Here is a 22,772-nt window from a genome sequence, read left to right on the forward strand (position 1 = left end):
AGTGTTGTACCCCTTTATTTTAATAATTAGAATCTGTGATTGGGTATGATTATTTGATGTCGTTGTCCGTCAGGCTCTGGCGGAACTCCGTCACGTCGGCGGTCTTGTTCTCCGGCTTGTACAGGGGGATGGCGGCGGCGTACAGGGCGGCGCAGGTCACCAGGTCCTGCTTCCAGGTAATCTCGTTGGGGGCGTGGGCCTGGGACTCCGCGCCGGGGCCGAAGCCCACGCAGGGGATGCCGTACCGGCCCTGGATGGACACGCAGTTGGTGGAGAAGGTCCACTTGTCCGTCAGGGGGCGGCCGGTGCGCAGGTGCATGGCGTCCTTGGCCTGGTCCGCGTCGGCGTGGCCGATGCGCTCCTGGCCCCAAAGGGCGTGGTGGGCGTCCACCAGGGCCTGGACATGGGCCGCGCCGGCCTTGTTGATCCAGGTGGGGAAGAAGCACTCCGTCTCATAGACGGTTCCCGTCCAGGCGGGACGGTCGTACATGTACATGGAGACCTTCACGTCGTCCCCGTATTTCTTCACGCTGGGCAGCTGGCGGATTTCCTTCAGGCAGGAGTCCCAGGTCTCCCCGGCGGTCATGCGCCGGTCGATGGAGATGGAGCAGCTGTCCGCCACGGCGCAGCGGCTGGGGGAGGTGTAGAAAATCTGGCTGGTGGTGCAGGTGCCCCGGCCCAGGAACTGGGCGTCCTCGTAATGCTCGGGGTTGAACGCGGGATTCAGCATCTTGACCAGGCCCTTGACGGCGTTGGAGGGACCGTCGCCGTTTTCGTTCAGGGCCCGGACGTCCTGGAGGATGTCGGCCATCTTGTAGATGGCGTTGTCGCCCCGGTGGGGGGCGGAGCCGTGGCAGGAAACGCCCTTCACGTCCACCCGGATTTCCATGCGGCCCCGGTGGCCCCGGTAGATGCCGCCGTCGGTGGGCTCGGTGGAGATCACGAACTCAATCTTGCTCCGGGCGTCCTCCGGGCCCTGGAAGTACTTGTTGACGATGTACTGCCAGCACATGCCGTCGCAGTCCTCTTCCTGGACGGAGCCCACCACCATGATCTTATAGCCCTCGGGGATGAGCCCCAGGTCCTTCATGATTTTCGCCCCGTACACGGCGGAGGCCATGCCGCCCTCCTGGTCGCTGCCGCCCCGGCCGAAGATGATATCGTCCGTCTCATAGCCCTTGTAGGGGTCCGCTTCCCAGTTGTCGATGTTTCCGATGCCCACGGTGTCGATGTGGGAGTCGATGGCGATGATTTTTTCGCCCTGGCCCATCCAGCCGATGACGTTGCCCAGGCCGTCGATCTCCACCTTGTCAAAGCCCAGCTTTTCCATCTCGGCCTTGATGCACATCACCACTTCTTTTTCCTCGCAGCTCTCGCTGGGGTGGGAAATCATGTCCCGCAGGAACCGGGACATCTCCGCCTTGTAGCCCTCCGCGGCCGACTTGATCTTCTCGAAATCCATGATGCAGACCTCCGTTTTTATTTTATGTTGACGGCTTCGCGACCTCGCCGCCTGTTCCCTATAACCCTATCATAGCACAAGATTTCCCGTTGTCAAACAAAATTTTAGAAAACCAAAAAATTTTTTTGAATTGCTGTTGATTTCTCCGAAACTTCGTGGTATGATGCTAGTATGAATCGGTGTCTTTATCCAAAAATCAGCCTGAAAAGGGGGGAGCACCCACGGAAAACAGCAAGCTGGAGCTGCTGCGCCAGGTAGCCGCCGGCATCGCCGCCCAATTCGGTTCCAACTGCGAGGTGGCCATCCACGATTTAAGCCGGGACCCGGACCGCTCCATCGTCTTCATCGCCAACGGCCACGTCTCCGGGCGGAAGGTGGGGGACGGCGCGTCCAACGTGGTGATGGAGCAGCTGCGCACCCAGGACCCGGAGCCCAAGGACCACCTCTGCTACCTCACCAAAACCCCGGACGGGAAGATTTTGAAATCCTCCACCGTCTATATCCGGGACCGGAAGGGGAAGGTCTCCGCCATCCTGGCCATCAACTACGACATCTCCCGCCTCATCCTCATGGAGGAGGCCCTCCACGACCTGACCTCCACCGGGGAGGAGGTCCCTTCCGAGCCGGAGCGCATCACCAACGTCAGCGATTTGCTGGACGAGCTGATCCAGCAGTCCGTGGCCTTGGTGGGCAAGCCCGCCGCCGTGATGAACAAGGAGGACAAGGTAAAGGCCATCCAGTTCCTCAGCCAAAACGGGGCCTTCCTCATCACCAAGTCCGGCGACAAGGTGGCGAAGTACTTCGGCATTTCCAAGTATACCCTGTATTCCTATATTGACATGAACAAACAGGAGGGAACTTAGTATGATCGATCTCACCATCCACCGCCAAGGCCTGGAGCACAACCTGAAAAAAGCCCGGGAGAACAACATCCTCATTCCCACCATCGCCCAGATGCAGCACCCGGAGACCATCCCCGGGAAGGTCCAGGACAAGCTGAAAGCCGTGGGCCTCTGGGACGTAAACCCCCTGAACCTCTTCCGGGTCACCTGGAAGAACGAGGCCAAGGAGTCCGGCGGCCTCTTCCAGGACGTCCCCAACTACATTGAGCTTCCCCCGGAGCTCACCGGCGTGCCCTGCCGTATCGTCGCCATGGTGGGCAAGTGGTTCCCCACGGGCTGCCACAAGGTCGGGGCCTCCTTCGGCTGCCTGGCTCCCCGGCTGGTGACGGGCCAGTTCGACGTGGACGTCCACAAGGCCGTCTGGCCCTCCACCGGCAACTACTGCCGGGGCGGCGCCTTCAACTCCAAGCTCCTGGGGGCCCAGGGCGTGGCGATTCTCCCGGCGGAAATGAGCCAGGAGCGTTTCGACTGGCTCCATGAGATCGGGGCGGAGGTCATCGCCACCCCCGGCTGCGAGTCCAACGTGAAAGAGATCTTCGACAAGACCAACGAGCTCAAGCAGGACCCCCAGTACATGATCTTCAACCAGTTCGAGGAGATGGGGAACCCCCTCTGGCACTACAACGTCACCGGCACCGCCCTGGCGGACGTGTTCGAGGCCGTCAAGCGTCCCGGGGACCGCTTCGCCGGCACCTGCTTCACCTCCGGCTCCGCCGGCACCATGAGCGCCGGGGACCTTCTGAAGGAGCGCTATCCCCACCTGAAGCTGGGCGTGGGCGAGGCCCTCCAGTGCCCCACCATCCTGAACAACGGCTTTGGCGGCCACCGGATCGAGGGCATCGGAGACAAGCATATCCCCTGGATTCACAATGTAAAAAATACGGATATGGCCATCGCCATTGACGACGAGGACTCCCAGCGGCTCCTCCGCCTGTTCAACACTCCCGAGGGTCAGGACTACCTGCTCCACACCCTCAAGCTGGACCCGGCGCTGGTGGAAAAGCTGACCTGGCTTGGCATCTCCGGCATCGCCAACGTGCTGTGCTGCATCAAGATGGCAAAGTACTACGAGTTCACCAGCCGGGACGTGGTGGGCACCGTCCTGACGGACTCCGCCGTCATGTACCGGAGCCGGATTCAGGAGCTGAACGACCAGTTCGGCGCGTACACCGGAGAGGAGGCCCGGCTGGACCACAACCTCCACATCCTGGGGCTCAAGACCGACAACCTCATCGAGCTGACCTACGCGGACCGCAAGCGGGTCCACCACCTGAAATACTACACCTGGGTAGAGCAGCAGGGCAAGGACATGCACGACCTCAACGCCCTGTGGTACGACACCGAGGGCACCTGGGACGCGGTCCACGCCCAGGCCAAGGATCTGGACGAGCTGATCAACGCCTTCAACGAAGAAAGCGGCGTGCTGAAAAACCTGTAAGCGCAAAAAAGAGACGGAAGGGAAAATCCCCTTCCGTCTCTTTTTCGTTTAGGCGAACAGTGCCTCGAATTCCTCCACGGCGGAGGCGGAGGCGTCCCCCACCGCCAGCATCACGTAATTGCCGTGGCTGACAATCCGGGACTTGGTCTTCCAGCCCTCAATGGTCTCGGGATACCAGGCTCCGCCGGGGTTCGTGCCGTCTCCCACCTGATAGTCGATCCGGGCCTGAAAGATGTCTTCCACCGCCTGGACGTCTTCGGCGTTCTCCACCTCCACCAGGGCAATTTCGCCCACGGCGGCGGATATGGCGGCAACGTAGACCCCCCGCTGCTTGGCGGCGATCTCCGAGAGGCCGGGGTAGTAGCTGTCCAGCAGCTCCTTCATGTTCGCGTCTGTGGTCAGGTCCATCAGCTCCGGCCAGATGTTCCCTTCCCGGAGGGTGTTGTAAAAAGCGGTGAGGTCAACTTCCTCCGGAGCCCCAGGGGCTTCCGTTTCCGGGGAGTCCGTACCGCCGTCCTCGGGGGCGGAGGCATCCGGAGCATCGGTTTCGCCGCCTTCGGGAGCGCCGCCTTCGGGAGCGCCGCCCTCGGGGGCGTTCACCTCAGGAACGTCGGAACCCGTGTCCTGGCTGGGGGTGTCCTTGCCGCCGCAGGCGGCCAGGGACAGGGAAAGGGCCAGCGCCAAAGTCAGCGCGAGAATCTTCTTTTTCATGTCAAATCTCCTTGTGTCAAAATGGCCTTGTGGTCTGCTTCTGATAGATAGACGGCGCTCCGGGAAGAAAAGTTTCCGTTTCCGCAAAAAAATTTTCGCGTCCCCCCAGAAAAAGCTGAGGCGGCCTTTGGCCGCCTCAGCCCGGCTTATCCCCCGTCCCGCAGGCGGAAGGCCGCCTTGACAAAGAGATCCACTTCCTCCATGGTGTCAAAACAGGCAATGGCCACCTGGTTTCCCATGGTCCCCGCCAAAGCGTCGGGCATCCGGGTGAAGAGCCGGGCCCGGTCGCCGCACCGGGCCTCCAGCTGGCCCAGGGAAATGTCGTAGCGCACCCCGTCCCGCCGCCCGGCATAGACGCAGTAACGGCGGGGGCCGATGTAGGTGTGGCGCAGACGGTCGAAGGCCACCATGTCCGCCCAAATCTGATATACGTCCACGCTCTGGCTGAAGTCCAGCATGTCCGGGGTATAGCCCCCGGCGGGGCGCATGTTGACCTCCAAGGCCACGATGTCCCCCACGCTTCCCAGGCCCTCCTTCGCCTCCGTCAGGCGGAAGAACTCCAGGTGGAAGAAGCGGCTGGACGCGCCGAAGGCTTTCAGCGCGGCTTTGCCCGCGGCCTCCACGTCCGGTGGGACCTCCTTGTCCACGTAGTAGTACGTGGGCACATGCTTGTTCACCATGTCCATAATGGAATTCCGGGTCACATGGCTGGCGGCGAAGAGGACTTCGCCCTTGGAGTCACAGACGCCGTCGTAGGTGGTGACGGAGCCGGAGACATACTCCTCCATAAGATAGGGGGCCTCCGGCGGGGCCTGGAAGAAGCGGCGCAGGTCCTCCTCGTTTTCCAGCTTCCAGGTGGCCACGGCTCCCACGCCGTTGTCCGGCTTGACGACGACGGGATACCCGGCTTCCCGGACGAAGGCCAGGCCCGCGTCCAGGTCCGTCACCGGGGCGCACCGGGCGCAGGGAATGCCCGCCTTTTTGTAGTATTCCTTCATGGCCAGCTTGCTCTTGTACTTTTCGATCTCATGAGCTCTTGGCCCGGTGGTGATGTGGAAGTCCGTCCGCAGCCGGGCATCCAGCTCCAGCCAGTACTCGTTGTTGCTCTCCAGCCAGTCGATCTTCCCATAGCGCCCGGTAAAGTACCCCACGGCCCGGAGGACCTGGTCATAGTCCTCCAAGCTGTCCACCCGGTAGTACTCGGTCAAAGCCCGCTTCAGGTCCGGGTGCAGGAAGTCATAGGGCGCGTCACCCACGCCCAGGACATTGACGCCGTTCTCCTTCAGGCGGACGCAGAACCAGCGGTAGGCCTCGGGGAAGTTGGGGGAGATGAAGACAAAATTCATAGAGGATTCCTCCTTTGCCGGCGGTGATTTCACGCTTTAAAGTATAGCACATCTCTAGGAAAAGCGCAAGAGGCGGAACCGGGGAGGCACAGCCTCCCCGGTTCCCGGTCATGTTATCCAAATTTCGCCGTCAGGCTGCCCTTTTGCAGGATATGGCCCTCCGCCGCCTTGAGGAAGTGCTTCTTCCGGGCGTTGGAGCTCAGGCCCAGGACGCAGTCCAGGGCGTAAACCGCCAGCCGGTAGGAGTGGACGGACCAGACGGGGGGCTTGGGCCCGGCGTAGCGGTGGATGCCGTAGGCCATGCCCTGGACCACGCCGCTCTCCAGCCGGTCCCGCTGGGGGATGCCGCCGGGAATGACCGGGCGGGCGGGGAAATTCCACATCACCCAGTGGGTGAAGCCCTTTATGGGGTGGGACATATCCTCCAGGGTGACCGCCAGGGTCTTGGCCTGGGGAGACAGGTTCTCCAAAACGATTTCCGGAGAAAGATCCTTTCCCCGGCCGGTGTTGTCCAGGGGGAAGCGGCCGCCGTCCTCCAGGCCGGGGCAGCGAAAGCGCAGAATTTCGATTTCCATGGTTACCTCAATCTCTCTCAAGCTTTCTCTTTGGGCAGAATCAGGTTCAGCAGCACCGCCATCAGCGTGGCGATGACCACCGGGGATTTGCCGAAAATCATGGTGAAGCCCTCCGGGAACTGGGCCAGGGCCCCGCTGGCCTGGGATACGCCCACGCCCAGGGCGGCGGACAGGCCCACGATGGTGGTGTTCCGGGCCGTCAGGCTCTGGGAGGCGATGAGCTTCATGCCCGTCATGGCGATGGTGGAAAAAACGGTGATGGTGGCCCCGCCCAGAACGCACTGGGGGATGGTGGTCAGCACCGCCGCGAACTTGGGGGACAATCCCGCCAGCAGCAAAAAGCCGCCGGTCATGGTAAAGACCACCCGGTTCACTACCTTGTTGGTGGTGACGATGCCCACGTTCTGGGAGTAGGTGGCGGTGGGCAGGCCGCCGAAGAAGGCCGTCAGGATGTTGCTGAAGCCATAGGCGATGATGCCGCCCTGGAGCTCCTGGTCCGTGGGGTCCCGGTCCAGGCCGCCCACGGTGGTGGCGGTGAAGTCGCCGATGGCCTGGATGGAGTTGATGGCGAAGAGCAGACCGATGGCCACGCAGGAGGGCAGGTCAAAGGTGACGCCGAAGTGCATCACCCGGGGCAGGGAGAACCAGGCGGCAGGCCCCACCTCGGCGAAGGAAACCATGCCGAAAAACATGGAAATCACATAGCCGCAGAGCATGCCGATGAGGATGGAGGCCAGCTTGCAGATGCCCTTTCCGTGGTTGTTCAGCAGCATGACGATGGCCAGGGTCAGCGCGGCCACCAGCCAGTTCTGCCAGGAGCCGTAGACCAGGGCCTCCGTCTGGCGCTTGGTTTCCACCACCAGCTCATATGTATTGGCGGTTCCTCCCGCCATGTAGTTGATAGCCGTGGGGTAGAGGGACAGGCCGATGGTAAAGACCACCGTGCCGGTAATCACCGGCGGAAACAGGAGGCGGATTTTCTTCACGAACACGCCCACCACGATGGCGACGATTCCGCCCGCGATCATGGCCCCGGCCACGGCCCCCACGCCGCCCCCGGCGGAGGCGATGGCCTGCATGCTGGGCACGTAGGCAAAGCTGACGCCCATGATCACCGGCAGGCCGGAGCCGAAATACTTATTCACAGGGTAAAGCTGGATGAGGGTGCACACGGCGGACATCACCAGGGACGCTTGAATCAGCAGTACCTGATCCGCCGGGCTGAGGCCGATGGCCCCGGCGATGATGATGGGCGGCGTGACGCAGCCCACAATCATGGCGACAAGGTGCTGAAGGGACAGGGAGACGGCGGACCCAAGCGGGGGAATGCCTCGAATCTGGAACAGCGCCTGCTGGCCGGAGGGGGTTGTCATGGCGGGGTTCTCCTTCCTGTTTCTTCTGTCTTAATGGACGGCGGGCCTTAAAAAAAGGTCCACCTTTCCCAGTGTACAGGAGCGAAAACCGGATGTCAAGGACAAAACTTTACTCTTCCTCGCCGCCGAAGGCCCCCAGGTCCCGGCGGAATTCGCCGTCCACCAGGAACCGAACCTCCTCCACCGCCTCCAGAGAGGAAAGAGAGTCCTCCAGGGCCCGGAGGGCGGTTTGGAGGGCGCTTTCCCCCAGCCCCTCCAGCAGGGCGGAGGAGAGATTTACATAGCAGATGTCCTCCTCCAGCCAGACGGACTTCACCTGGAAGCCCTCCGGCAGGGGGGACAGCAGGTCCCGGCCCTCCGGGCGGCCCTCCAGGGCCTTGGCCACGGCGGAGACCTGGGTGTCGCCCTCGTAGAGATCCAGAATCTGCTCCGCCGCCGTGAGGCGGCCCTCCTGGTTCAAAAAGTAAAGCCGGGCCTCCACGGTGCTGATGACGTCCTCCTCCGGGGTCAGCAGCAGCTCCCGGAGGTTCAGCACCTGCCGGTCCCGGTAGGCCAGTTCCCGGCCCCGGACGGTGATCTGGACGGAGGAGACCTCCGGCACCTGGGAGAGGGTCATGGCGATGGCGCTGTCCGCCAGGGTCAGCGCCACGCCGGAGAGGCTCTCATAGGAGGGGGACAGGTCCACCCGGGCCCGGTCCCCCTCAATCTCCAGGGAGAGGAGGGTGGTCCCGGCGGGGAGGGTGCTTTTCAGTGTCTCGTCGGCGGGGCCCTTCAGCAGTTCGCGGATCAGCGCCTCCGCCAGGCGGGGGGCGCTGTCCGTCTCGGCGTCGTATAAGTACACGGTTTCCGTGCGGAAGGGGGACTCCCCGGCGGAGTAGGTCAAATCCGCCTCCTGGAAATAGAGGGCGTAGGAGGTGCGGGCGGGTTCCTCCCGCCGGCAGCCCGCCGGCAGCAGGAGCAGGGGGACAAGCAGCAGGAGACCGATTTGCTTTTTCACGCGTCCTCCCTCCTCTCCAGCGCGGGCCAGCGGACGGTGAACACCGCGCCGCCGCCAGGGCGGTTGGCGGCCTCCACGGCGCCGCCCCGGCGCTTCACCGTGTCGCTGACGATGGCGAGCCCCAGGCCCGTGCCTCCCGCGGCCCGGGACCGGGCCTTGTCCACCCGGTAGAACCGCTCGAAAATCCGGGGCAGGTCCGCCTCGGGGATGCCCGCGCCGTTGTCCGCCACGGTGAGGACCACCAGCTCCCCCACCCGCTCCAGGGAAACCTGGACGGAGCCGCCGATGGCGGAGTACTTCACCGCGTTGTCCACCAGGTTGTAGATGACCTGATGAGTCTCGTCCCGGGTGCCCAGAACCGCGCAGTCCCCTCCGGCGGAGTAGGTGAGGTCCACGCCCTTCTCCTGGGCGACGAGGTTCATCATCCGCATGACCTGCTCCAAAACCGGCAGAATGTCCACCGCCGCCGGGGGCTCCAGCACGCCGCTGTCCAGCCGGGTCAGGCGGAGGAGGTCCTCCGTGATGCGGGAGAGGCGCTCCGCCTCCCGGCCGATGTCGGTGACAAACTCCTTGGTGGTTTCCGGGTCGATGTTCTCCGTCTGCAAAATGGAGTCCGACAAAAGGCGGATGGCCGCCAGGGGGGTTTTCAGCTCGTGGGACGCGTCGGAGACAAAGCGGCGGCGGGCGTTCTCCGTGGTTTGGAGGCGGTCCGTCAGGCTGTTGAACTCGTGGCCGATCTGGGCGATCTCGTCCCGGCCCCGGATGTCCGCCCGGTGGCTGTAGGCCCCCTCCCGCACCTGGCGGATGGCGGTGAGGAGCAGGCCGATCTTATGGGTCAGGGCCTTGGAGAGAATCAGGCTCAGCACCAGCACCAGCCCCCCCGCCACGGCGGAGAGGCGCAGCAGCGTGTCCTGAAGCCCCAGGAGCAGGGCGGCCTGCTCCGTGTCGTACTCATAGGCGTAGACTGCGCCGATCACCTGGTTTTGATACATGATGGGCGAGGAGGCCCGGCTGCGGAAGGCCCCCTGCCGGAAGGTGCAGCTAAACGCGTCATAGCCCAGCAGCGCCTGGACGATCTCCGTGTAAAGGGCCATGCTTCCCACGGCGGAGCCGGTCTCCCGTGTGTCGTAGAGCACCCGGCCCGCGCTGTCGGTGACCAGGATGCGGGAGAGGCCCGCCTCCTCCGCCACGGCCATGGCGTCCGCCACGTTCTCCTCCGTCAGGGGGGAGAGGCCGGAAAGGGCGTTCACCATGACGGAGACGCTGCTTTGGAGGTTGGTGGCCTTAGAGTGGAAGACCAGGTCCTCGGACACCAGAAGGGGATAGGTGTTCAGCAGCAGCAGCACCGCCAGAATGACGGCGATGTAGCTCAGGCCGACGCGGAACTGCAAGCTGCCCCAGCAGGGGCGTTCACTCCTTGAAATAGTACCCCACCCCCCACTTGGTCATAATGTGGTCCGGCTCCGCCGGGTTCTCCTCCAGCTTCTCCCGGAGGCGGCGGATGTGGACGTCCACCGTCCGGTAGTCCCCGGCGTAGCTGTAGCCCCAGACCACGTTCATGAGATTTTCCCGGCTGTAGACCCGCCGGGGATTGCGCATCAAAAGCTCGATGAGGTCGTACTCCTTGGCGGTGAGGTCCACAGGCGTCTCCCCCCGGGCGGCGGAGCGCTCCTCCGTGTTCAATGTGATGCCCCCGGCGGTCAGGATGCTGCCCCGGGTCCGCTGGACCCCGGCGGCCCGGCGGAGCAGGGCCCGGACCCGGGCCTTCAGCTCCAGGATGTTGAAGGGCTTGGTCAGGTAGTCGTCCGCCCCGCACTCAAAGCCCATCAGCTTGTCCGCGTCCTCGCTCTTGGCGGTCAGCATGATGACGGGCACGTTGGAAAATTCCCGGATGCGCATGCAGGCCTCCAGCCCGTCCACCTCCGGCATCATCAAATCCAGGATGATGAGATCCAGCTTGCCCTCCCGGGCCAGCTCCACGGCGGCGGCGCCGTCATAGGCGCACTCCACCTCATAGCCCTCGTTCTCCAGATTGAATTTGATTCCCTTCACCAGGGTCCGCTCGTCGTCCACCACGAGTATTTTCATTCGCTGTCCTCCACTGTCACAAGTCCCTCCAGCGCCGCCAGCTTCCCCTGGCCGATGCCGGAAACGTTCGTCAAATCCTCCACGGCTTCAAAGGGCCCGTGCGCCTCCCGGTATTCCACGATCCGCGCCGCCAGCGCCTCCCCGATGCCGGGGAGGGCGGTCAGCGCCGCCTCGTCCGCGGTGTTGAGGTTTACCGGGGACAGGTCCGGCCGGACCTCCTCCACGGGGGCCGTCAGGGCCGTCTCCACGGAGGCGGGCGCCTCCATAGCCGCCCGGTCCCGGAGAAACAGGCCCAAAAGCAGGCACAAAAACAGCCCCGTCAGGCCCAGCAGGGCCCCTTCTCCCCAGGCGGCTTTCCGGCGCGTCTCCATGGTTGCGTTCCTCCGTTTTTTTTGGTATACTGTAGGGGAAATCATCGAAGGGCGGCGCTTCGCCGCCGGTTCTGCCTTTGGCTAACGCCTATTATAACACAAACTTTGGGGGATGGATATGAAAACAAAGCGCTTTATATCAGTTTTTTTCCTGGCCCTTCTGCTGGCGGGGCTGCTGGCCGTCCCCGCCCGGGCGGCGGGCCCGGACGTCTGGTCCGGAAAGGTGACGGACCCACAGGTCCAGGCCAAGGCCGCCCTGCTGGTGGACCGGAAGACCGGGGCGGTAATCTATGCCTTAAACGAGCATGACGAGCTCTACCCCGCCAGCCTCACCAAGATCATGACCTGCCTATTGGTGCTGGAGGCCATCGACGAGGGGCGGCTGAAGCTGAGCCAGGAGGTCACCGCCACCCCCACGGCCCTGGAGGGGCTGGCGGAGGACGGCAGCACCGCCGGCATTGAGGCCGGGGAGATTTTAACGGTGGAGCAGCTTCTCTACTGCCTGATGGTGGTCTCCGCCAACGAGGCCGGGGCCATTCTGGCGGAGAAGATCTCCGGCTCTGTGGACAGCTTCGTGGACCGGATGAACGCCCGGGCGGAGGAGCTGGGCTGTGAGAACACCCACTTCATGAACCCCCACGGATACCACGACTCCCTGCACTACACCTCCGCCTGGGACCTGTACCTCATCACCAGGGCGGCCCTGGAGCACCCCATGTTCATGACCGTCTGCGACGCCGCTTCCCACACCGTCCCGGCCACCAACATGTCTGAGGAGCGCACCCTCAACAACACCAACTTTCTCATCCGCAGCGGCCGGGAGTACTACAACCCGGACGTTCACGGCGTCAAGACCGGGTCCCACTCCCAGGCGGGGAACTGCCTGGTCACCACCGCCCAGCACGCCAGCATGGATCTGCTCTGCGTCATTCTGGGGGCGGAGCGGACGCAGGATGAAAAGGGCATCTGGTGGACCTACAGCTTTGTGTATACGGACAAGCTCTACAACTGGGCCTTCGACAACTTTTCCTATCAGGTCATCCTCAAGGAGGACGACGCAGCCGGGGAGGCCCCGGTGTCCCTCTCCTCCACGGACCATGTGACCCTCCGCCCCGCCCAGGCGGTGGAGCTGCTGCTGCCCAAGGGGGCGGATCTGGAGGAGCTGGAAAAAACCGTCGTCTTGAAATCCGACCCGGTGGAGGCTCCCATCACCGAGGGAGACGTGCTGGGCTCCATGACCGTTTCCCTGGACGGAGAGGAACTGGCGGAGGTGGATCTGCTGGCCTTCACCAGCGTGGAAGCTTCCCGCATCCGGGTCCTCTGGAGGGACGTGAAGGAATTTTTCTCCACCACCGCCGCCAAGGCGGCCCTGGGCGTGGTCTTGGTCCTGGCCGCGGTCCTCGGGGGCTGGAAGCTGCTGTTCAGCCGCCGCCGCTACCGCTATGGCCGCAGCGTCGGCGGCGGGGGCCGCCGGGGCGCCTACCGGGGCCCGAGAAGAAGACGCTGAACAAAACGGAGGCTGCCGGGCGGCAGCCTCCGTTTTTTCGGCGTTACAGGTATTGCACCAGCTCCTCCAGGGGACGGCGGTCCGTGTGGAGCCGGGCGGGGTGAGCGCCCTCCGCCGGATAGCCCAGGGGCAGCAGGGCGATGGGGCAGGTCCCCGCCATCTCCGGGAAGGCCGCCAGAAGCTTGTCCGGCTCGAACATGCCCACATAGGTGGTACCCAGCCCCAGGTCCGCCGCCTGAAGCATCATCTGGGCGGCGGCGATGGCGGCGTCGATTTCTCCATGGTCCTTGCCGTCGTACTCCCGCTTCCAGGAGACGGCGGGGTCGTAGGCCACCGCCAGGATGACCGGGGGGTTGAAATGGGACCCGGCGCAGGCGTCGGCCTTCTCCAGGGCCTCGGGGCTTTGGAGGACGAAGATGCGCTGGGGCTGGTAGTTGTGGGCCGTGGGGGCGTTCCGCCCGGCCTCCAGGATCAGGTCCAGCTTTTCCTGTTCCACAGGCCGGGAGTCGAATTTGCGCAGGGAGTACCGCGCGGCGGAGAGGGTCTGGAAGTCCATAGAAATTACCTCGTTTCCATCAAAAGCTGATGTAGTAAATGAAATGCGGAAAATCTCGCTTGACGCCTTGCGGTTAAAAGATAGCATAGGATTCCCAAAAAAGCAAGCCCCACCCCCTCCGAAATAAAGGGTGACAAGCGCGGGAAACTCTGGTATACTACAGGCAGCACACTTTCCAATCTGGAACATCAAGGAGATGTGACTATGAACATTGTCTGTCTTGACATGGAGGGCGTCCTGGTCCCCGAAATCTGGATCGCCTTTTCCGAGGCCAGCGGCATCCCGGAGCTCCGCCGCACCACCCGGGACGAGCCCGACTACAACAAGCTGATGAACTTCCGCCTCGGCATTCTGAAAGAGCACAACCTGGGCCTCAAGGAAATTCAGGCCACCATCGCGAAAATCGACCCCCTCCCCGGGGCCAAGGACTTCCTGGACGAGCTCCGCTCCATCACCCAGGTCCTGATTCTCAGCGACACCTTCGAGCAGTTCGCAAAGCCCCTGATGGAAAAGCTGAACTGGCCCACCATCTTCTGCAACACCCTGGAGGTAGCGGACAGCGGCGAAATCACCGGCTATAAAATGCGCTGCGAGAAGTCCAAGCTCACCACCGTCAAGGCCCTCCAGTCCATCGGCTATGAGACCATCGCCGCCGGGGACAGCTTCAACGACCTGGCGATGATCCAGGCCAGCAAGGCGGGCTTCCTCTTCAAGAGCACCGAGCAGATTAAAAAGGACTACCCCGAGCTCCCCGCCTATGAGGAGTTCGGCGATTTGCTGGCCGCCATCAAGGCCGCCCTGTAAGGCCGGGCATGGACCTGGCCTTTTTCCGGGGAGCTCTCTGGGAAATCTTCCGGGGCCCCCTGCTGATTCTGGCCGCGCCGGCCCTGCCCCTGTTCCTGATCTGCCTGGGAATCATCGCGGTCATGATATTCCGGGAACTGCGAAAAAACAAGTAGGAAGGGAGATCTGACATGAATCCAAAATTTGAGAAACTGGGCTTTTACCCCGCCGACGTCCTCCTGCCCAAAAAGGGCACGGACATGACCCGCTGGGCGGTGGTGGCCTGCGACCAGTTCACCTCCCAGCCCGAGTACTGGCAGGCGGTGGAGGACACCGTGGCAGACGCCCCCTCCTCCCTGCGGCTTATCCTCCCCGAGGCGGCGCTGAACGCCCCGGACGTGGAAGACCGCATCGCCGCCGTCAACGCCGCCATGGGCAAGTACCTGGACAGCGGCCTGTTCGAGATGCTGGAGGAGAGCCTGATTTATATTGAGCGGGTCCAGTCCGACGGGAAAATCCGCCACGGCCTGATCGGCATGGTGGATCTGGAGCAGTACGACTTCACCCCCGGCTCCGGGGCCCTGATCCGGGCCACGGAGGGCACCGTCCTCTCCCGCATCCCCCCCCGGGTAAAGGTGCGCAAAGACGCCCCCATCGAGCTGCCCCACGTCATGCTCCTCATTGACGACCCGAACAAGACGGTGATCGAGCCTTTGACCCGGGCCTCCGGGGAGATGGAGCGGCTCTATGCCTTTGATCTCCAGCAGGGCGGCGGCTCCATCACCGGCTGGAAGCTCAGCGCCGCCCAGATGGATGAGACGGCGGACGCCCTGTCGGCCCTCTGCTCCGCGGAGGAACAGGCCTGGAAGTACGGCGTGAAGGACGTTCCGCCCCTGCTCTTCGCCGTGGGTGACGGAAACCACTCCCTGGCCACCGCCAAGCAGTGCTACGAGGATTTGAAGAAGGTCACGCCGGAAAGTGAATGGGCTTCCCTCCCCGCCCGGTACGCCCTGGTGGAGGTGGTGAACAACCACGACGGCGCCCTCCAGTTCGAGCCCATCCACCGCTGCGTCTTCGGCGTGGAGCCGGAAGAGGTCCTGGACGCCTTCAAGTCCTACTACCCCGGCGCGTATGAGGGCAAGGGCGAGGGCCACGTCATTGCCTACACCCACGCGGGGGGCCAGGGCTTCCTCACCGTGCCCCAGCCCCGGGTCCAGCTGGCGGTGGGCACCCTCCAGGCCTTCCTGGACGCCTATGTGAAGGACCACGGCGGCGAAATCGACTACATCCACGGCGGCGAGGTCACGGACCGCCTGGGCCGCCAGGCGGGCGCCATCGGCTTCAAGCTGCCCGCCATGGGCAAGCAGCAGCTGTTCAAAACCGTCATGGCCGACGGCGTGCTTCCCCGGAAGACCTTCTCCATGGGCCACGCCCAGGACAAGCGCTACTATGTGGAGGCCAGAAAAATCCGGTAACAAGACCATAGGAGTGAACCATTGTGGGACTGTTTGATAAATTGAAGAAGAAAGCGCCGGAGCCCCCTCCGCCGCCGCCCAAGCCTGCGGATACCTCCGAGGACGTGTCCGTCTACTCCCACATGCGGGTGGAAGTGACCACCAAGGACGGGCAGATGCTCTTTGTGGCCAAGCTGATGTACCCCCAGCGGACCACGGCGGAGCTGCACCAGTACTCCGAGGCGGAGGTTTCCCTGCTGAAGGACTGCTCCGAGGCGGAGTCCTTCCCCGTCCACATCCGGGGCTATCACGACCACCTGCGGAAGGCCGTGTATATGGAGGGCTTCATCACCCCCCAGCCCAAGCACATCTGGCTGGTGTCCCACCTGTATGTCGCCCGGGTGGGCAACGACCGGGCCTTCTTCCGCCTGGACACGAACCTGGACGCCAGCATCACCAAGTTCAGCGGCCGGAACGCCGGGAAGTTCCCCTGCAAGCTGCTGAACATCAGCGTGGGCGGGGCCCGCGTTTCCTCGGAACAGCAGTATTGGGAGGGGGATAAGCTCCTTCTGACCGTGAAGCTGCTGGAGGATCGGGACCCCTCCATCATGTACTGTCAGGTGCTGCGGGTCATCGAAAAGGAAGACGGCCCCCGGGAGTACGGCTGCCAATTCCTGGAGATGAACGAGGCCGACCAGGACAAAATCACGGAAAACATCTTCGCCGCCCAGCGCAAGAGCCGGAAGGGCTCCTAGGGCTTATGATGAACAAAGGCCGTCCATGCCGGGCATGGACGGCCTTTCCTCGCGAAAAAGCCTGGAAGCCTCAGAGCCGGAAGAGCTTCAAAATCACGCCGTACAGCACCGAGGCCACGGTGCCGAAGACGATGACCGGCCCCGCCACGGTGAACATCTTCGCCGCCATTCCGGTGACAAAGCCCTCGCTCTTGAAGTCGATGGCCGGGGACACCACGGCGTTGGCAAAGCCCGTGATGGGCACCAGCGTCCCCGCCCCGCCGTAGCGGGCCAGCTTGCCGTAGAGGTTCAGCCCCGTCAGCAGGGCGGAGAGGAACACCAGCGTGCAGGAGGCGGCGGTGCCCGCCTCCTCCTTGTTCAGGCCCGCGGCGCTCCAGCCGTTGGTAATGGCCTGCCCCAGCACGCAGATGGCCCCGCCGATGACAAAGGCCAGGGTCACGTCCTTGACAATGGGGGACTTCTTCGCTTTCTGCTTGACGTAAGCCTGATATTCCTTGGGAGACATGTCCATGGAAAGCATCCTCTTTTCATGTTGGATTTCCTGGATAGTGTTGCCTCCGGGGGCGGAAATATTCCCCCGGGAGGGCGGTATTGAATCCGGCGGGCAGTTGTGGTACTATGGGGACAGCTAAACATCAAGGAGGTCCCCCGTATGGAGTTGAAAAATCCCCTGCTGGCGGTCACCGATATGGAGCGGTCGCTGGCGTTTTATGAGGCTGTCCTGGGGCTCCGGGTAGTTCTGGACTTCGGGGCCAATAAGACCCTGACCGGCGGACTTTGCTTACAGACGCTGGAAACCTGGCGGGAGTTTATCGGCGGGAAAACCGTCTCCTTTGGCGGGAACGCCGCCGAGGTCTATTTTGAAGAAGACGATTTTGACGGCTTTGCGAAAAGGCTGAAAACCCTTGCCGTTGCATACATTCACCCGGTGAAGGAACACCCCTGGGGCCAGCGGGTGGTGCGGTTCCGCGACCCGGACGGGCATATCATTGAGGTGGGGGAGCGCATGACGGCGGTCTGCCGCCGTTTCCTGGACTCCGGCCTGACGCCGGAGCAGACGGCGTCGCGCATGGACGTCCCCGTGGACTACGTCCGGGAGTGCACGAAATGAGCCGGGCCCTTGGTATCTATATTCACGTCCCCTTCTGCAAGCAAAAGTGCGTCTACTGCGACTTCTACTCCCTCCCCCGCCGGGAGGACCAAATGGACGCTTATGCCGCCGCCCTTCGGTCCCAGCTTTTCGAGACGGACTTCTCCGGCTATGACGCGGACACCGTCTACTTCGGCGGCGGCACCCCCAGCTATCTGGGCCCCCGCCGCCTGACGGCCCTGCTGGAAGCGGTCTTTGCCGCCTGTCCCATCGCCCCCGGCGCGGAAATCACCCTCGAGGCCAACCCCGATTCCGCCGCGGACGCCGGGGACCTGGCCGCCCTCCGGCGGGCGGGGTTCAACCGCGTCTCTCTGGGGATGCAGTCCGCCGACGATGGGGAATTAAAATCCATCGGCCGGGTCCACACCATGGCCCAGGTCCGCTCCGCCGTGGAAGCCGCCCGCAAGGCGGGCTTTGACAACCTCTCCCTGGACCTCATCTACGGCCTGCCGGACCAGGACCTGCCCCGCTGGCGGAAAAACCTCTCCGCCGCCGCGGAGCTTTGCCCGGAGCATCTTTCCTGCTACGGCCTCAAGGCGGAGCCGGGGACTCCCCTCTACGCCCGCCGGGAATCCCTGCCGGGGGACGAGGTCCAGGCGGACATGTATCTGGAAACCGTGGGCTTTCTGGAGAAGCGGGGCTGGAAGCAATACGAGATCTCCAACTTCGCCAAGCCCGGCCGGGAGTCCCGGCACAACCTGAAATACTGGACCCTGGGGGAATACGCCGGGTTCGGCCCCGGGGCCCACTCCGACTTCCGGGGCGTCCGCTATGCCTGGGCCAGGGATTTCGAGGCCTTCCTCCGGGGGGACCGCATCCTCTCCGAGACCCGGCGCATGGCCCCCCGGGACCGGGAGGCGGAGTGGCTGATGCTGTCCCTCCGTCTGGCCCGGGGCCTGGACGCGGCGGATTGGGAAGCCCGCTTCCGCCGCTCCTTCGCCCCCTTTTTACCCTTTCTGGAGCGCTGTGAGGCGGCGGGCTACGCCGCCCGGGCGGAAGGCCGCTGGCGGCTGACCCCCCGGGGCTTCCTGGTGTCCAACCAGATCATCGGGGAACTGCTTGCGCAAATCGAGGAGGAATAAACGGATGCACGTCTACACCACGGGCCAATGGGTCCTGCTGTTTTTCTTCTACTGCCTCTGCGGCTGGGTCTGGGAGTCCTGCTATGTCTCCCTCTGCCAGCGGCATTGGGTGAACCGGGGCTTTCTCCACGGCCCCCTGCTGCCCATTTACGGTTCCGGGGCCATCATCATTTTGCTGGCCACCATTCCCGTGGCGAAGGACCTCCGGCTGGTCTGGCTCTTCGGCATGCTGGCGGCCACGGCCCTGGAATACGTCACCGGGGACGTGATGGAGCGGATTTTCAAGGTCCGCTACTGGGATTACTCCAATCAGAAATTCAACCTCAACGGCCACATCTGCCTCACCAGCTCCATCGCCTGGGGCTTCTTCTCCATCCTGCTGGTGCGCTTTGTCCATCCCCCCATCGCCCGCCTGCTGGCCCGGGTGCCCGCCCTGTGCGTGGACCCCCTGGCCATCCTCCTCACCGCGGCCTTTACCGTGGACGCGGTGCGCTCTGTCCAGGCCGCCCTGGATCTGCGGGATCTGCTGGCCCGGGCCGCCGAGGAAAACGAGGACCTGCGCCGCCTGGCAAAGCGGGCGGAGGTCTACGCCGCCTTTGCCAAGGACGACCTCCGCCGCTTCCGGGAGAAGACGGAGCTGGAAGCCCTGGAGCTCCGGCAGAAGGTGGAAGAGGAGCTGGAGGAGCGCCGCCAGGCCCGGGCGGAGCGGGTGGAGTCCTCCCTCCGCCGCCTCACCGCCGCCAAGCTGGAAGCGCTTTCCACCATCTCCAATGCCCTGGAAACCTGCCGGGACCACCTGGAGGACCTGCCGGATTCCACGCCGGAAAACCTGGCGGAGCGCCGGGCGGATCTGGAGGAGGCCATCCGCCGGGTCCGGGCCCGGGAGGCCGCTCTGCAAAACCGCTCCGCCGCGCCCTATCACCGCTCCCTGCGGCTTTTGAGGGCTCACCCCTCCGCCTCCGCCAAGGACTTCGGCGAGGTGCTGGAAACACTGAAAAAACTGGGGAAGGACTAAGCCCTCCCCAGCTATAAGTCCAGGGATTCATCATACCCCATATTCGGGCAATTGTCTACATTTTAGTAATGGCTAAAATATTAGATATGTTCAACATCTGAACTTCCGGGTAAACTATCTTTAGGTGATAGCTATGATTATATACGATCCATTTTGGCGCACATTAAAGGACCGGGGCATTTCCACGTATAAAATGATCAACAAGCTGGGCTACAGCAGCGGAACTCTCTACCGCCTGCGCCACAACAAAGGCATCTCCTCCCGGCTGATCGACGATCTCTGCAAGCTGCTGGACTGCCGGGTAGAGGATATTCTGGAGTACGTCCCCGACCCGGAGGAATCGGAGGCCCCCGGCACAGGGGAAACCCCATAACAAAAACCGCCGGACGGCTTGTCCGGCGGTTTCGCTTTTAACTCATCTGCTTGCGGCGGCTCAGGTTCATGGTGCCCTCCTGCATGTTGCCCAGGGTCTCCAGGCTCATGCCGGTGCCCAGGGCCACGCAGGAAATCGCCTCTTCGGCAATCATGGTGTGGATGCCCGTCCGGGCCGTCACCAGCTTGTCAAAGCCGGACACCAAGCTGCCGCCTCCGGTCATGACGATGCCGTTGGTGGAGATGTCCGCCACCAGCTCCGGCGGCGTCCGCTCCAGCACGGAGTGGATGGCCTCCATGATGCGCTCCACCGGCTCCTCGAAAGCGTCCATCATCTCCGTGGAGCTGACGGCCACCACCTTGGGAAGGCCTGTCAGGAGGCACCGGCCCTTCACGTCCATGACCTCCTCCTCGTCCTTGGGGAAGACACAGCCGATCTGCTTCTTCATTTCCTCGGCGGTGCGCTCGCCCACCAGGAGGTTGTGCTTGCGGCGCATATACTTGACCACGGCCTCGTTGAGCTGGTCACCGGCGATTTTGATGGAGGCGGACTCCACCACGCCGCCCAGGGAGATGACGGCGATGTCCGCCGTTCCGCCGCCGATGTCCACCACCATGTGCCCGTCGGGCTTGGCGATGTCGATGCCCGCCCCGATGGCCGCTGCCACGGGCTCCTCGATGAGGTAGACCTTCCGGGCTCCGGCGGAGATGCCCGCGTCGATAACGGCGCGCTCCTCGACCTCGGTGATGCCGGAGGGGACGCAGATAATCACCCGGGGCTTGAAGACGGAGACCCCGGCCACCTTGTGGATGAACTCCCGGAGCATCCGCTCCGTCATGTCGTAGTCGGAGATGACGCCCTCCCGCAGGGGGCGGATGGCAATGATGTTGCCAGGGGTCCGGCCCAGCATGGCCTGGGCCTCCTCGCCCACCTTCAGGAGCTTCCCGGTGTTCTTGTCCAGCGCCACCACGGAGGGCTCATTCAAAACGATGCCTTTGCCTCGTACAAAAACCAGAACCGAAGCGGTACCAAGGTCGATACCGATATCCTTTGCCATGGGCAATTCCTCCATTTATCTTTTGTCCAAATTTATGATAGGCGGATAACCGCCAGCGTATCCATAAAGTTACAAAGTACATTATACTGGCAGTCACGCCAGAATGCAAGCCTATTCTTTCCCTTTTTCTCCCCTCTTTTCCTCCTCCGGCCTGGGAAAGGCCGCAGAGGCGCAGACCACGCCCGCCGCGCCCGCCGAGAAAAGGACCCCCGCGGCGGAAACCAGGGTGGACCCGGTAGAGCACACGTCGTCAATAAGGAGAATCCGCTTCCCCGCCGGGCTGCCCGCCGCCTCGTAGACGCCCTGGGTGTTCTTCCAGCGGTCCCCGGCCCGTTCCAGGCTGGATTGGGCGGGGTTGTCCCGGATTTTGCGGAGGAGGGCCTCCGGCTCCACGTCCCAGAGCCGGCACGCCCGCTCCGCCAGAAGGCGGGACTGGTCGTAGCCCCGCTTCCGCAGCCGCTTGGCGCTGACGGGGACCCAGGCCACCGTGTCGAACTCGCCGGAGAGGCGCTCGGCGGCGGCCTGGGCGATGAGCTCCCCCAGGGGCCCGGCGGCGCAGACGCCGCCATGGAACTTGAAGCGGCGGACGGCCTCCCGGACAGGGCCCTCATACCAAAGCGGCGCGGCGCAGAGGAGGCCGCCCCGCAGTTCCCGGAGGCTGTGGGCCTCGTCCGTCCAGGGGAGGGTCTTTTCGCACTCCGGGCACATGCCGGGAGCGTCCAGGACCCGGCGGCAGAAGGGGCACTTGGGCGGGAAGAGGAGGTCCAGAAGGGTGCCGGTGAGCTTCATGGCTTTGCCTGCCGCTTCCGGGGATACGGGACAGTCTCATCTGTCAGGCCCACTAAATAGTCAACACTAACGTTGTAGTATTCCGCCAATTTGACAACCGCGTCCAGAGGGAAACGGGAGACGCCGATCTCGTATTGCGAGTACGTGTTTTGACTGACGTTCAACAGCTTCGCGATTTGCTTCTGCGTCAATCCATGGTCATTTCTCAAATCCCTGATTCGTCCGTATTTTAAAATCTCTGTTCTCATACTTATCACCAAGTATGAGTATATGTATCTAGAAATCCGATACGGAATTTTATCTGATTTTCAGATATCCGCGCTTGACAAATGTATCTCCATAGCCTATAATGAGCATAAGAAGGCACTGCGGTAAGCGGTTAGCCCGAGTTTATGAGAGTTTGACTATGCAAAGCATAGAAACCGTCACTTGCCCGAGTGGCGGTTTCCGCTTTTTACCTTGATCGTTACCGTCCAATGCAGGATATGGAACGTCAATGTAATCGGCATCTTCTCACCCCCTTTCCGAGGGTGTGACCAACCGCCCGCCTTTTTGCGCAGTGCCTTCTTATCCGACACTTTATCACATTTTCCGGCAAAAAGCAAGGACCGCCCAAGGGCGGTCCTTCAGTCTGTCGAAAAAGTCTGCCACAAGGCAGACTCTTTCATATAAAGATGATAAAATAGGGAATAAGGGGAGAGAGATATGTTGGAGCGAGGGAAAAACGAGCGCGGGGTCATAGAAATGGTGGATACGGAAAGTCTTGTGCCGACGGAACATCTTTCGGCAAGTGGATGCGGCGGTGGATTTTGAGGGGCTGTATGAAATTGCGGAGCCGCTGTACAGCGAGGATGAAGGGCGGAGGAGTATCGATCCGGCAGTGCTGTTCAAACTGGTGCTGCTCCAACACCTGGACGGGAACGTATCGCTGCCGGGGACGCTCCGCAGAGCAAAGACGGATGCAGCGTACCGATGGTTCCTGCGATAC

General features: G+C 63.1%; 26 protein-coding genes. 12 read left to right on the top strand and 14 right to left on the bottom strand.

Annotated elements, in window-relative coordinates:
• Positions 1-49 precede the first annotated feature (49 nt).
• Complete coding sequence (locus Q1M04_RS06390; protein WP_297998077.1) at positions 50-1,462, bottom strand: YgeY family selenium metabolism-linked hydrolase; 1,413 nt, start codon at positions 1,460-1,462, stop codon at positions 50-52.
• 179 nt (positions 1,463-1,641) lie between these two features.
• Here Q1M04_RS06390 and Q1M04_RS06395 point away from each other — a divergent pair, with 179 nt between their 5' ends.
• Entirely contained in the window at positions 1,642-2,325 is a 684-nt protein-coding gene (locus tag Q1M04_RS06395) for a transcriptional regulator (protein WP_297294312.1), read from the top strand.
• Position 2,326: 1 nt separating this feature from the next.
• On the top strand, positions 2,327-3,802 hold the full coding sequence (locus Q1M04_RS06400; protein WP_297998074.1) for a pyridoxal-phosphate dependent enzyme: 1,476 nt from the start codon (positions 2,327-2,329) through the stop codon (positions 3,800-3,802).
• 48 nt (positions 3,803-3,850) lie between these two features.
• Here the strand turns inward: Q1M04_RS06400 and Q1M04_RS06405 are convergent, their stop codons facing one another.
• The 8 genes from Q1M04_RS06405 to Q1M04_RS06440 form a co-directional block, all read right to left on the bottom strand.
• On the bottom strand, positions 3,851-4,513 hold the full coding sequence (locus Q1M04_RS06405) for a DUF4358 domain-containing protein (protein ID WP_297998071.1): 663 nt from the start codon (positions 4,511-4,513) through the stop codon (positions 3,851-3,853).
• A 146-nt stretch (positions 4,514-4,659) separates the two neighbouring features.
• Entirely contained in the window at positions 4,660-5,859 is a 1,200-nt protein-coding gene (locus Q1M04_RS06410; RefSeq protein ID WP_297998068.1) for an acetyl-CoA carboxylase biotin carboxylase subunit family protein, read from the bottom strand.
• A gap of 113 nt (positions 5,860-5,972) precedes the next feature.
• Positions 5,973-6,434, bottom strand: a complete 462-nt coding sequence (locus tag Q1M04_RS06415) for a YbhB/YbcL family Raf kinase inhibitor-like protein (RefSeq protein WP_297998320.1) — start codon at positions 6,432-6,434, stop codon at positions 5,973-5,975.
• A 17-nt stretch (positions 6,435-6,451) separates the two neighbouring features.
• Positions 6,452-7,807, bottom strand: coding sequence for a uracil-xanthine permease family protein (locus tag Q1M04_RS06420; protein WP_297998065.1), 1,356 nt, complete (start codon positions 7,805-7,807; stop codon positions 6,452-6,454).
• Between the two features lie 109 nt (positions 7,808-7,916).
• Positions 7,917-8,804 (bottom strand): GerMN domain-containing protein, encoded by an 888-nt coding sequence (locus Q1M04_RS06425; protein ID WP_297998062.1) that lies wholly within the window; start codon positions 8,802-8,804, stop codon positions 7,917-7,919.
• The gene (locus tag Q1M04_RS06430; RefSeq protein ID WP_295756249.1) at positions 8,801-10,195 is read right to left on the bottom strand and encodes a cell wall metabolism sensor histidine kinase WalK; all 1,395 of its coding nucleotides are present in this window, start codon (positions 10,193-10,195) and stop codon (positions 8,801-8,803) included. The genes Q1M04_RS06425 and Q1M04_RS06430 overlap by 4 nt, the downstream gene beginning before the upstream one ends.
• A gap of 19 nt (positions 10,196-10,214) precedes the next feature.
• On the bottom strand, positions 10,215-10,892 hold the full coding sequence (locus Q1M04_RS06435) for a response regulator transcription factor (protein WP_295756247.1): 678 nt from the start codon (positions 10,890-10,892) through the stop codon (positions 10,215-10,217).
• Positions 10,889-11,263 (bottom strand): helix-hairpin-helix domain-containing protein, encoded by a 375-nt coding sequence (locus tag Q1M04_RS06440; protein WP_297998059.1) that lies wholly within the window; start codon positions 11,261-11,263, stop codon positions 10,889-10,891. Before Q1M04_RS06440 ends, Q1M04_RS06435 begins: the two co-directional genes overlap by 4 nt.
• A 118-nt stretch (positions 11,264-11,381) precedes the next feature.
• Between Q1M04_RS06440 and Q1M04_RS06445 the strand changes: the two genes are divergently transcribed.
• Positions 11,382-12,770, top strand: coding sequence for a D-alanyl-D-alanine carboxypeptidase family protein (locus tag Q1M04_RS06445; protein ID WP_295756243.1), 1,389 nt, complete (start codon positions 11,382-11,384; stop codon positions 12,768-12,770).
• 43 nt (positions 12,771-12,813) lie between these two features.
• On the opposite strand, the gene Q1M04_RS06450 is transcribed toward Q1M04_RS06445, so the two are convergent.
• Positions 12,814-13,326 carry a nitroreductase family protein gene (locus Q1M04_RS06450; RefSeq protein WP_297294305.1) on the bottom strand — a complete coding sequence of 171 codons (513 nt, stop codon included), beginning with the start codon at positions 13,324-13,326 and terminating at the stop codon, positions 12,814-12,816.
• A gap of 204 nt (positions 13,327-13,530) precedes the next feature.
• Between Q1M04_RS06450 and thrH the strand changes: the two genes are divergently transcribed.
• Genes thrH through Q1M04_RS06470 form a run of 4 tightly spaced genes read left to right on the top strand, consistent with a single transcriptional unit; the run spans position 13,531 to position 16,318 of the window.
• Positions 13,531-14,130 carry a bifunctional phosphoserine phosphatase/homoserine phosphotransferase ThrH gene (gene thrH / locus Q1M04_RS06455; RefSeq protein WP_297998051.1) on the top strand — a complete coding sequence of 200 codons (600 nt, stop codon included), beginning with the start codon at positions 13,531-13,533 and terminating at the stop codon, positions 14,128-14,130.
• 8 nt (positions 14,131-14,138) lie between these two features.
• Positions 14,139-14,285, top strand: coding sequence for a hypothetical protein (locus Q1M04_RS06460; protein ID WP_293278818.1), 147 nt, complete (start codon positions 14,139-14,141; stop codon positions 14,283-14,285).
• 15 nt (positions 14,286-14,300) lie between these two features.
• The gene (locus Q1M04_RS06465; RefSeq protein ID WP_297998047.1) at positions 14,301-15,584 is read left to right on the top strand and encodes a DUF1015 domain-containing protein; all 1,284 of its coding nucleotides are present in this window, start codon (positions 14,301-14,303) and stop codon (positions 15,582-15,584) included.
• Positions 15,585-15,607: 23 nt separating this feature from the next.
• Complete coding sequence (locus Q1M04_RS06470) at positions 15,608-16,318, top strand: flagellar brake protein (protein WP_297998044.1); 711 nt, start codon at positions 15,608-15,610, stop codon at positions 16,316-16,318.
• Between the two features lie 70 nt (positions 16,319-16,388).
• On the opposite strand, the gene spoVAC is transcribed toward Q1M04_RS06470, so the two are convergent.
• Positions 16,389-16,829, bottom strand: a complete 441-nt coding sequence (gene spoVAC, locus Q1M04_RS06475; protein ID WP_297294301.1) for a stage V sporulation protein AC — start codon at positions 16,827-16,829, stop codon at positions 16,389-16,391.
• Positions 16,830-16,970: 141 nt separating this feature from the next.
• Here spoVAC and Q1M04_RS06480 point away from each other — a divergent pair, with 141 nt between their 5' ends.
• The 4 genes from Q1M04_RS06480 to Q1M04_RS06495 all read left to right on the top strand — a co-directional run bounded on the left by Q1M04_RS06480 (position 16,971) and on the right by Q1M04_RS06495 (position 19,938).
• Positions 16,971-17,429, top strand: a complete 459-nt coding sequence (locus tag Q1M04_RS06480; RefSeq protein WP_297998040.1) for a VOC family protein — start codon at positions 16,971-16,973, stop codon at positions 17,427-17,429.
• Positions 17,426-18,550, top strand: a complete 1,125-nt coding sequence (hemW, locus tag Q1M04_RS06485; RefSeq protein ID WP_297998037.1) for a radical SAM family heme chaperone HemW — start codon at positions 17,426-17,428, stop codon at positions 18,548-18,550. The genes Q1M04_RS06480 and hemW overlap by 4 nt, the downstream gene beginning before the upstream one ends.
• Before the next feature lie 4 nt (positions 18,551-18,554).
• Complete coding sequence (locus Q1M04_RS06490) at positions 18,555-19,565, top strand: putative ABC transporter permease (protein ID WP_297294298.1); 1,011 nt, start codon at positions 18,555-18,557, stop codon at positions 19,563-19,565.
• Between the two features lie 133 nt (positions 19,566-19,698).
• On the top strand, positions 19,699-19,938 hold the full coding sequence (locus tag Q1M04_RS06495; RefSeq protein WP_297998033.1) for a helix-turn-helix transcriptional regulator: 240 nt from the start codon (positions 19,699-19,701) through the stop codon (positions 19,936-19,938).
• A gap of 37 nt (positions 19,939-19,975) precedes the next feature.
• Here Q1M04_RS06495 and mreB read toward each other — a convergent pair whose 3' ends face one another.
• From mreB to Q1M04_RS06510, 3 genes are all read right to left on the bottom strand, one after another.
• Positions 19,976-21,001, bottom strand: coding sequence for a rod shape-determining protein (gene mreB, locus Q1M04_RS06500; RefSeq protein ID WP_293278841.1), 1,026 nt, complete (start codon positions 20,999-21,001; stop codon positions 19,976-19,978).
• Between the two features lie 105 nt (positions 21,002-21,106).
• Positions 21,107-21,784 carry a ComF family protein gene (locus Q1M04_RS06505; RefSeq protein ID WP_293278830.1) on the bottom strand — a complete coding sequence of 226 codons (678 nt, stop codon included), beginning with the start codon at positions 21,782-21,784 and terminating at the stop codon, positions 21,107-21,109.
• Complete coding sequence (locus Q1M04_RS06510; RefSeq protein ID WP_293278833.1) at positions 21,781-22,032, bottom strand: helix-turn-helix domain-containing protein; 252 nt, start codon at positions 22,030-22,032, stop codon at positions 21,781-21,783. Before Q1M04_RS06510 ends, Q1M04_RS06505 begins: the two co-directional genes overlap by 4 nt.
• Positions 22,033-22,547: 515 nt before the next feature.
• Here Q1M04_RS06510 and Q1M04_RS06515 point away from each other — a divergent pair.
• Positions 22,548-22,772: transposase (locus Q1M04_RS06515; protein ID WP_300446906.1), on the top strand; the 225-nt coding region annotated here is incomplete at its 3' end.

The organism is uncultured Oscillibacter sp., from assembly GCF_950073225.1.
In the GTDB taxonomy this organism is placed as follows: Bacteria; Bacillota; Clostridia; order Oscillospirales; family Oscillospiraceae; genus Oscillibacter.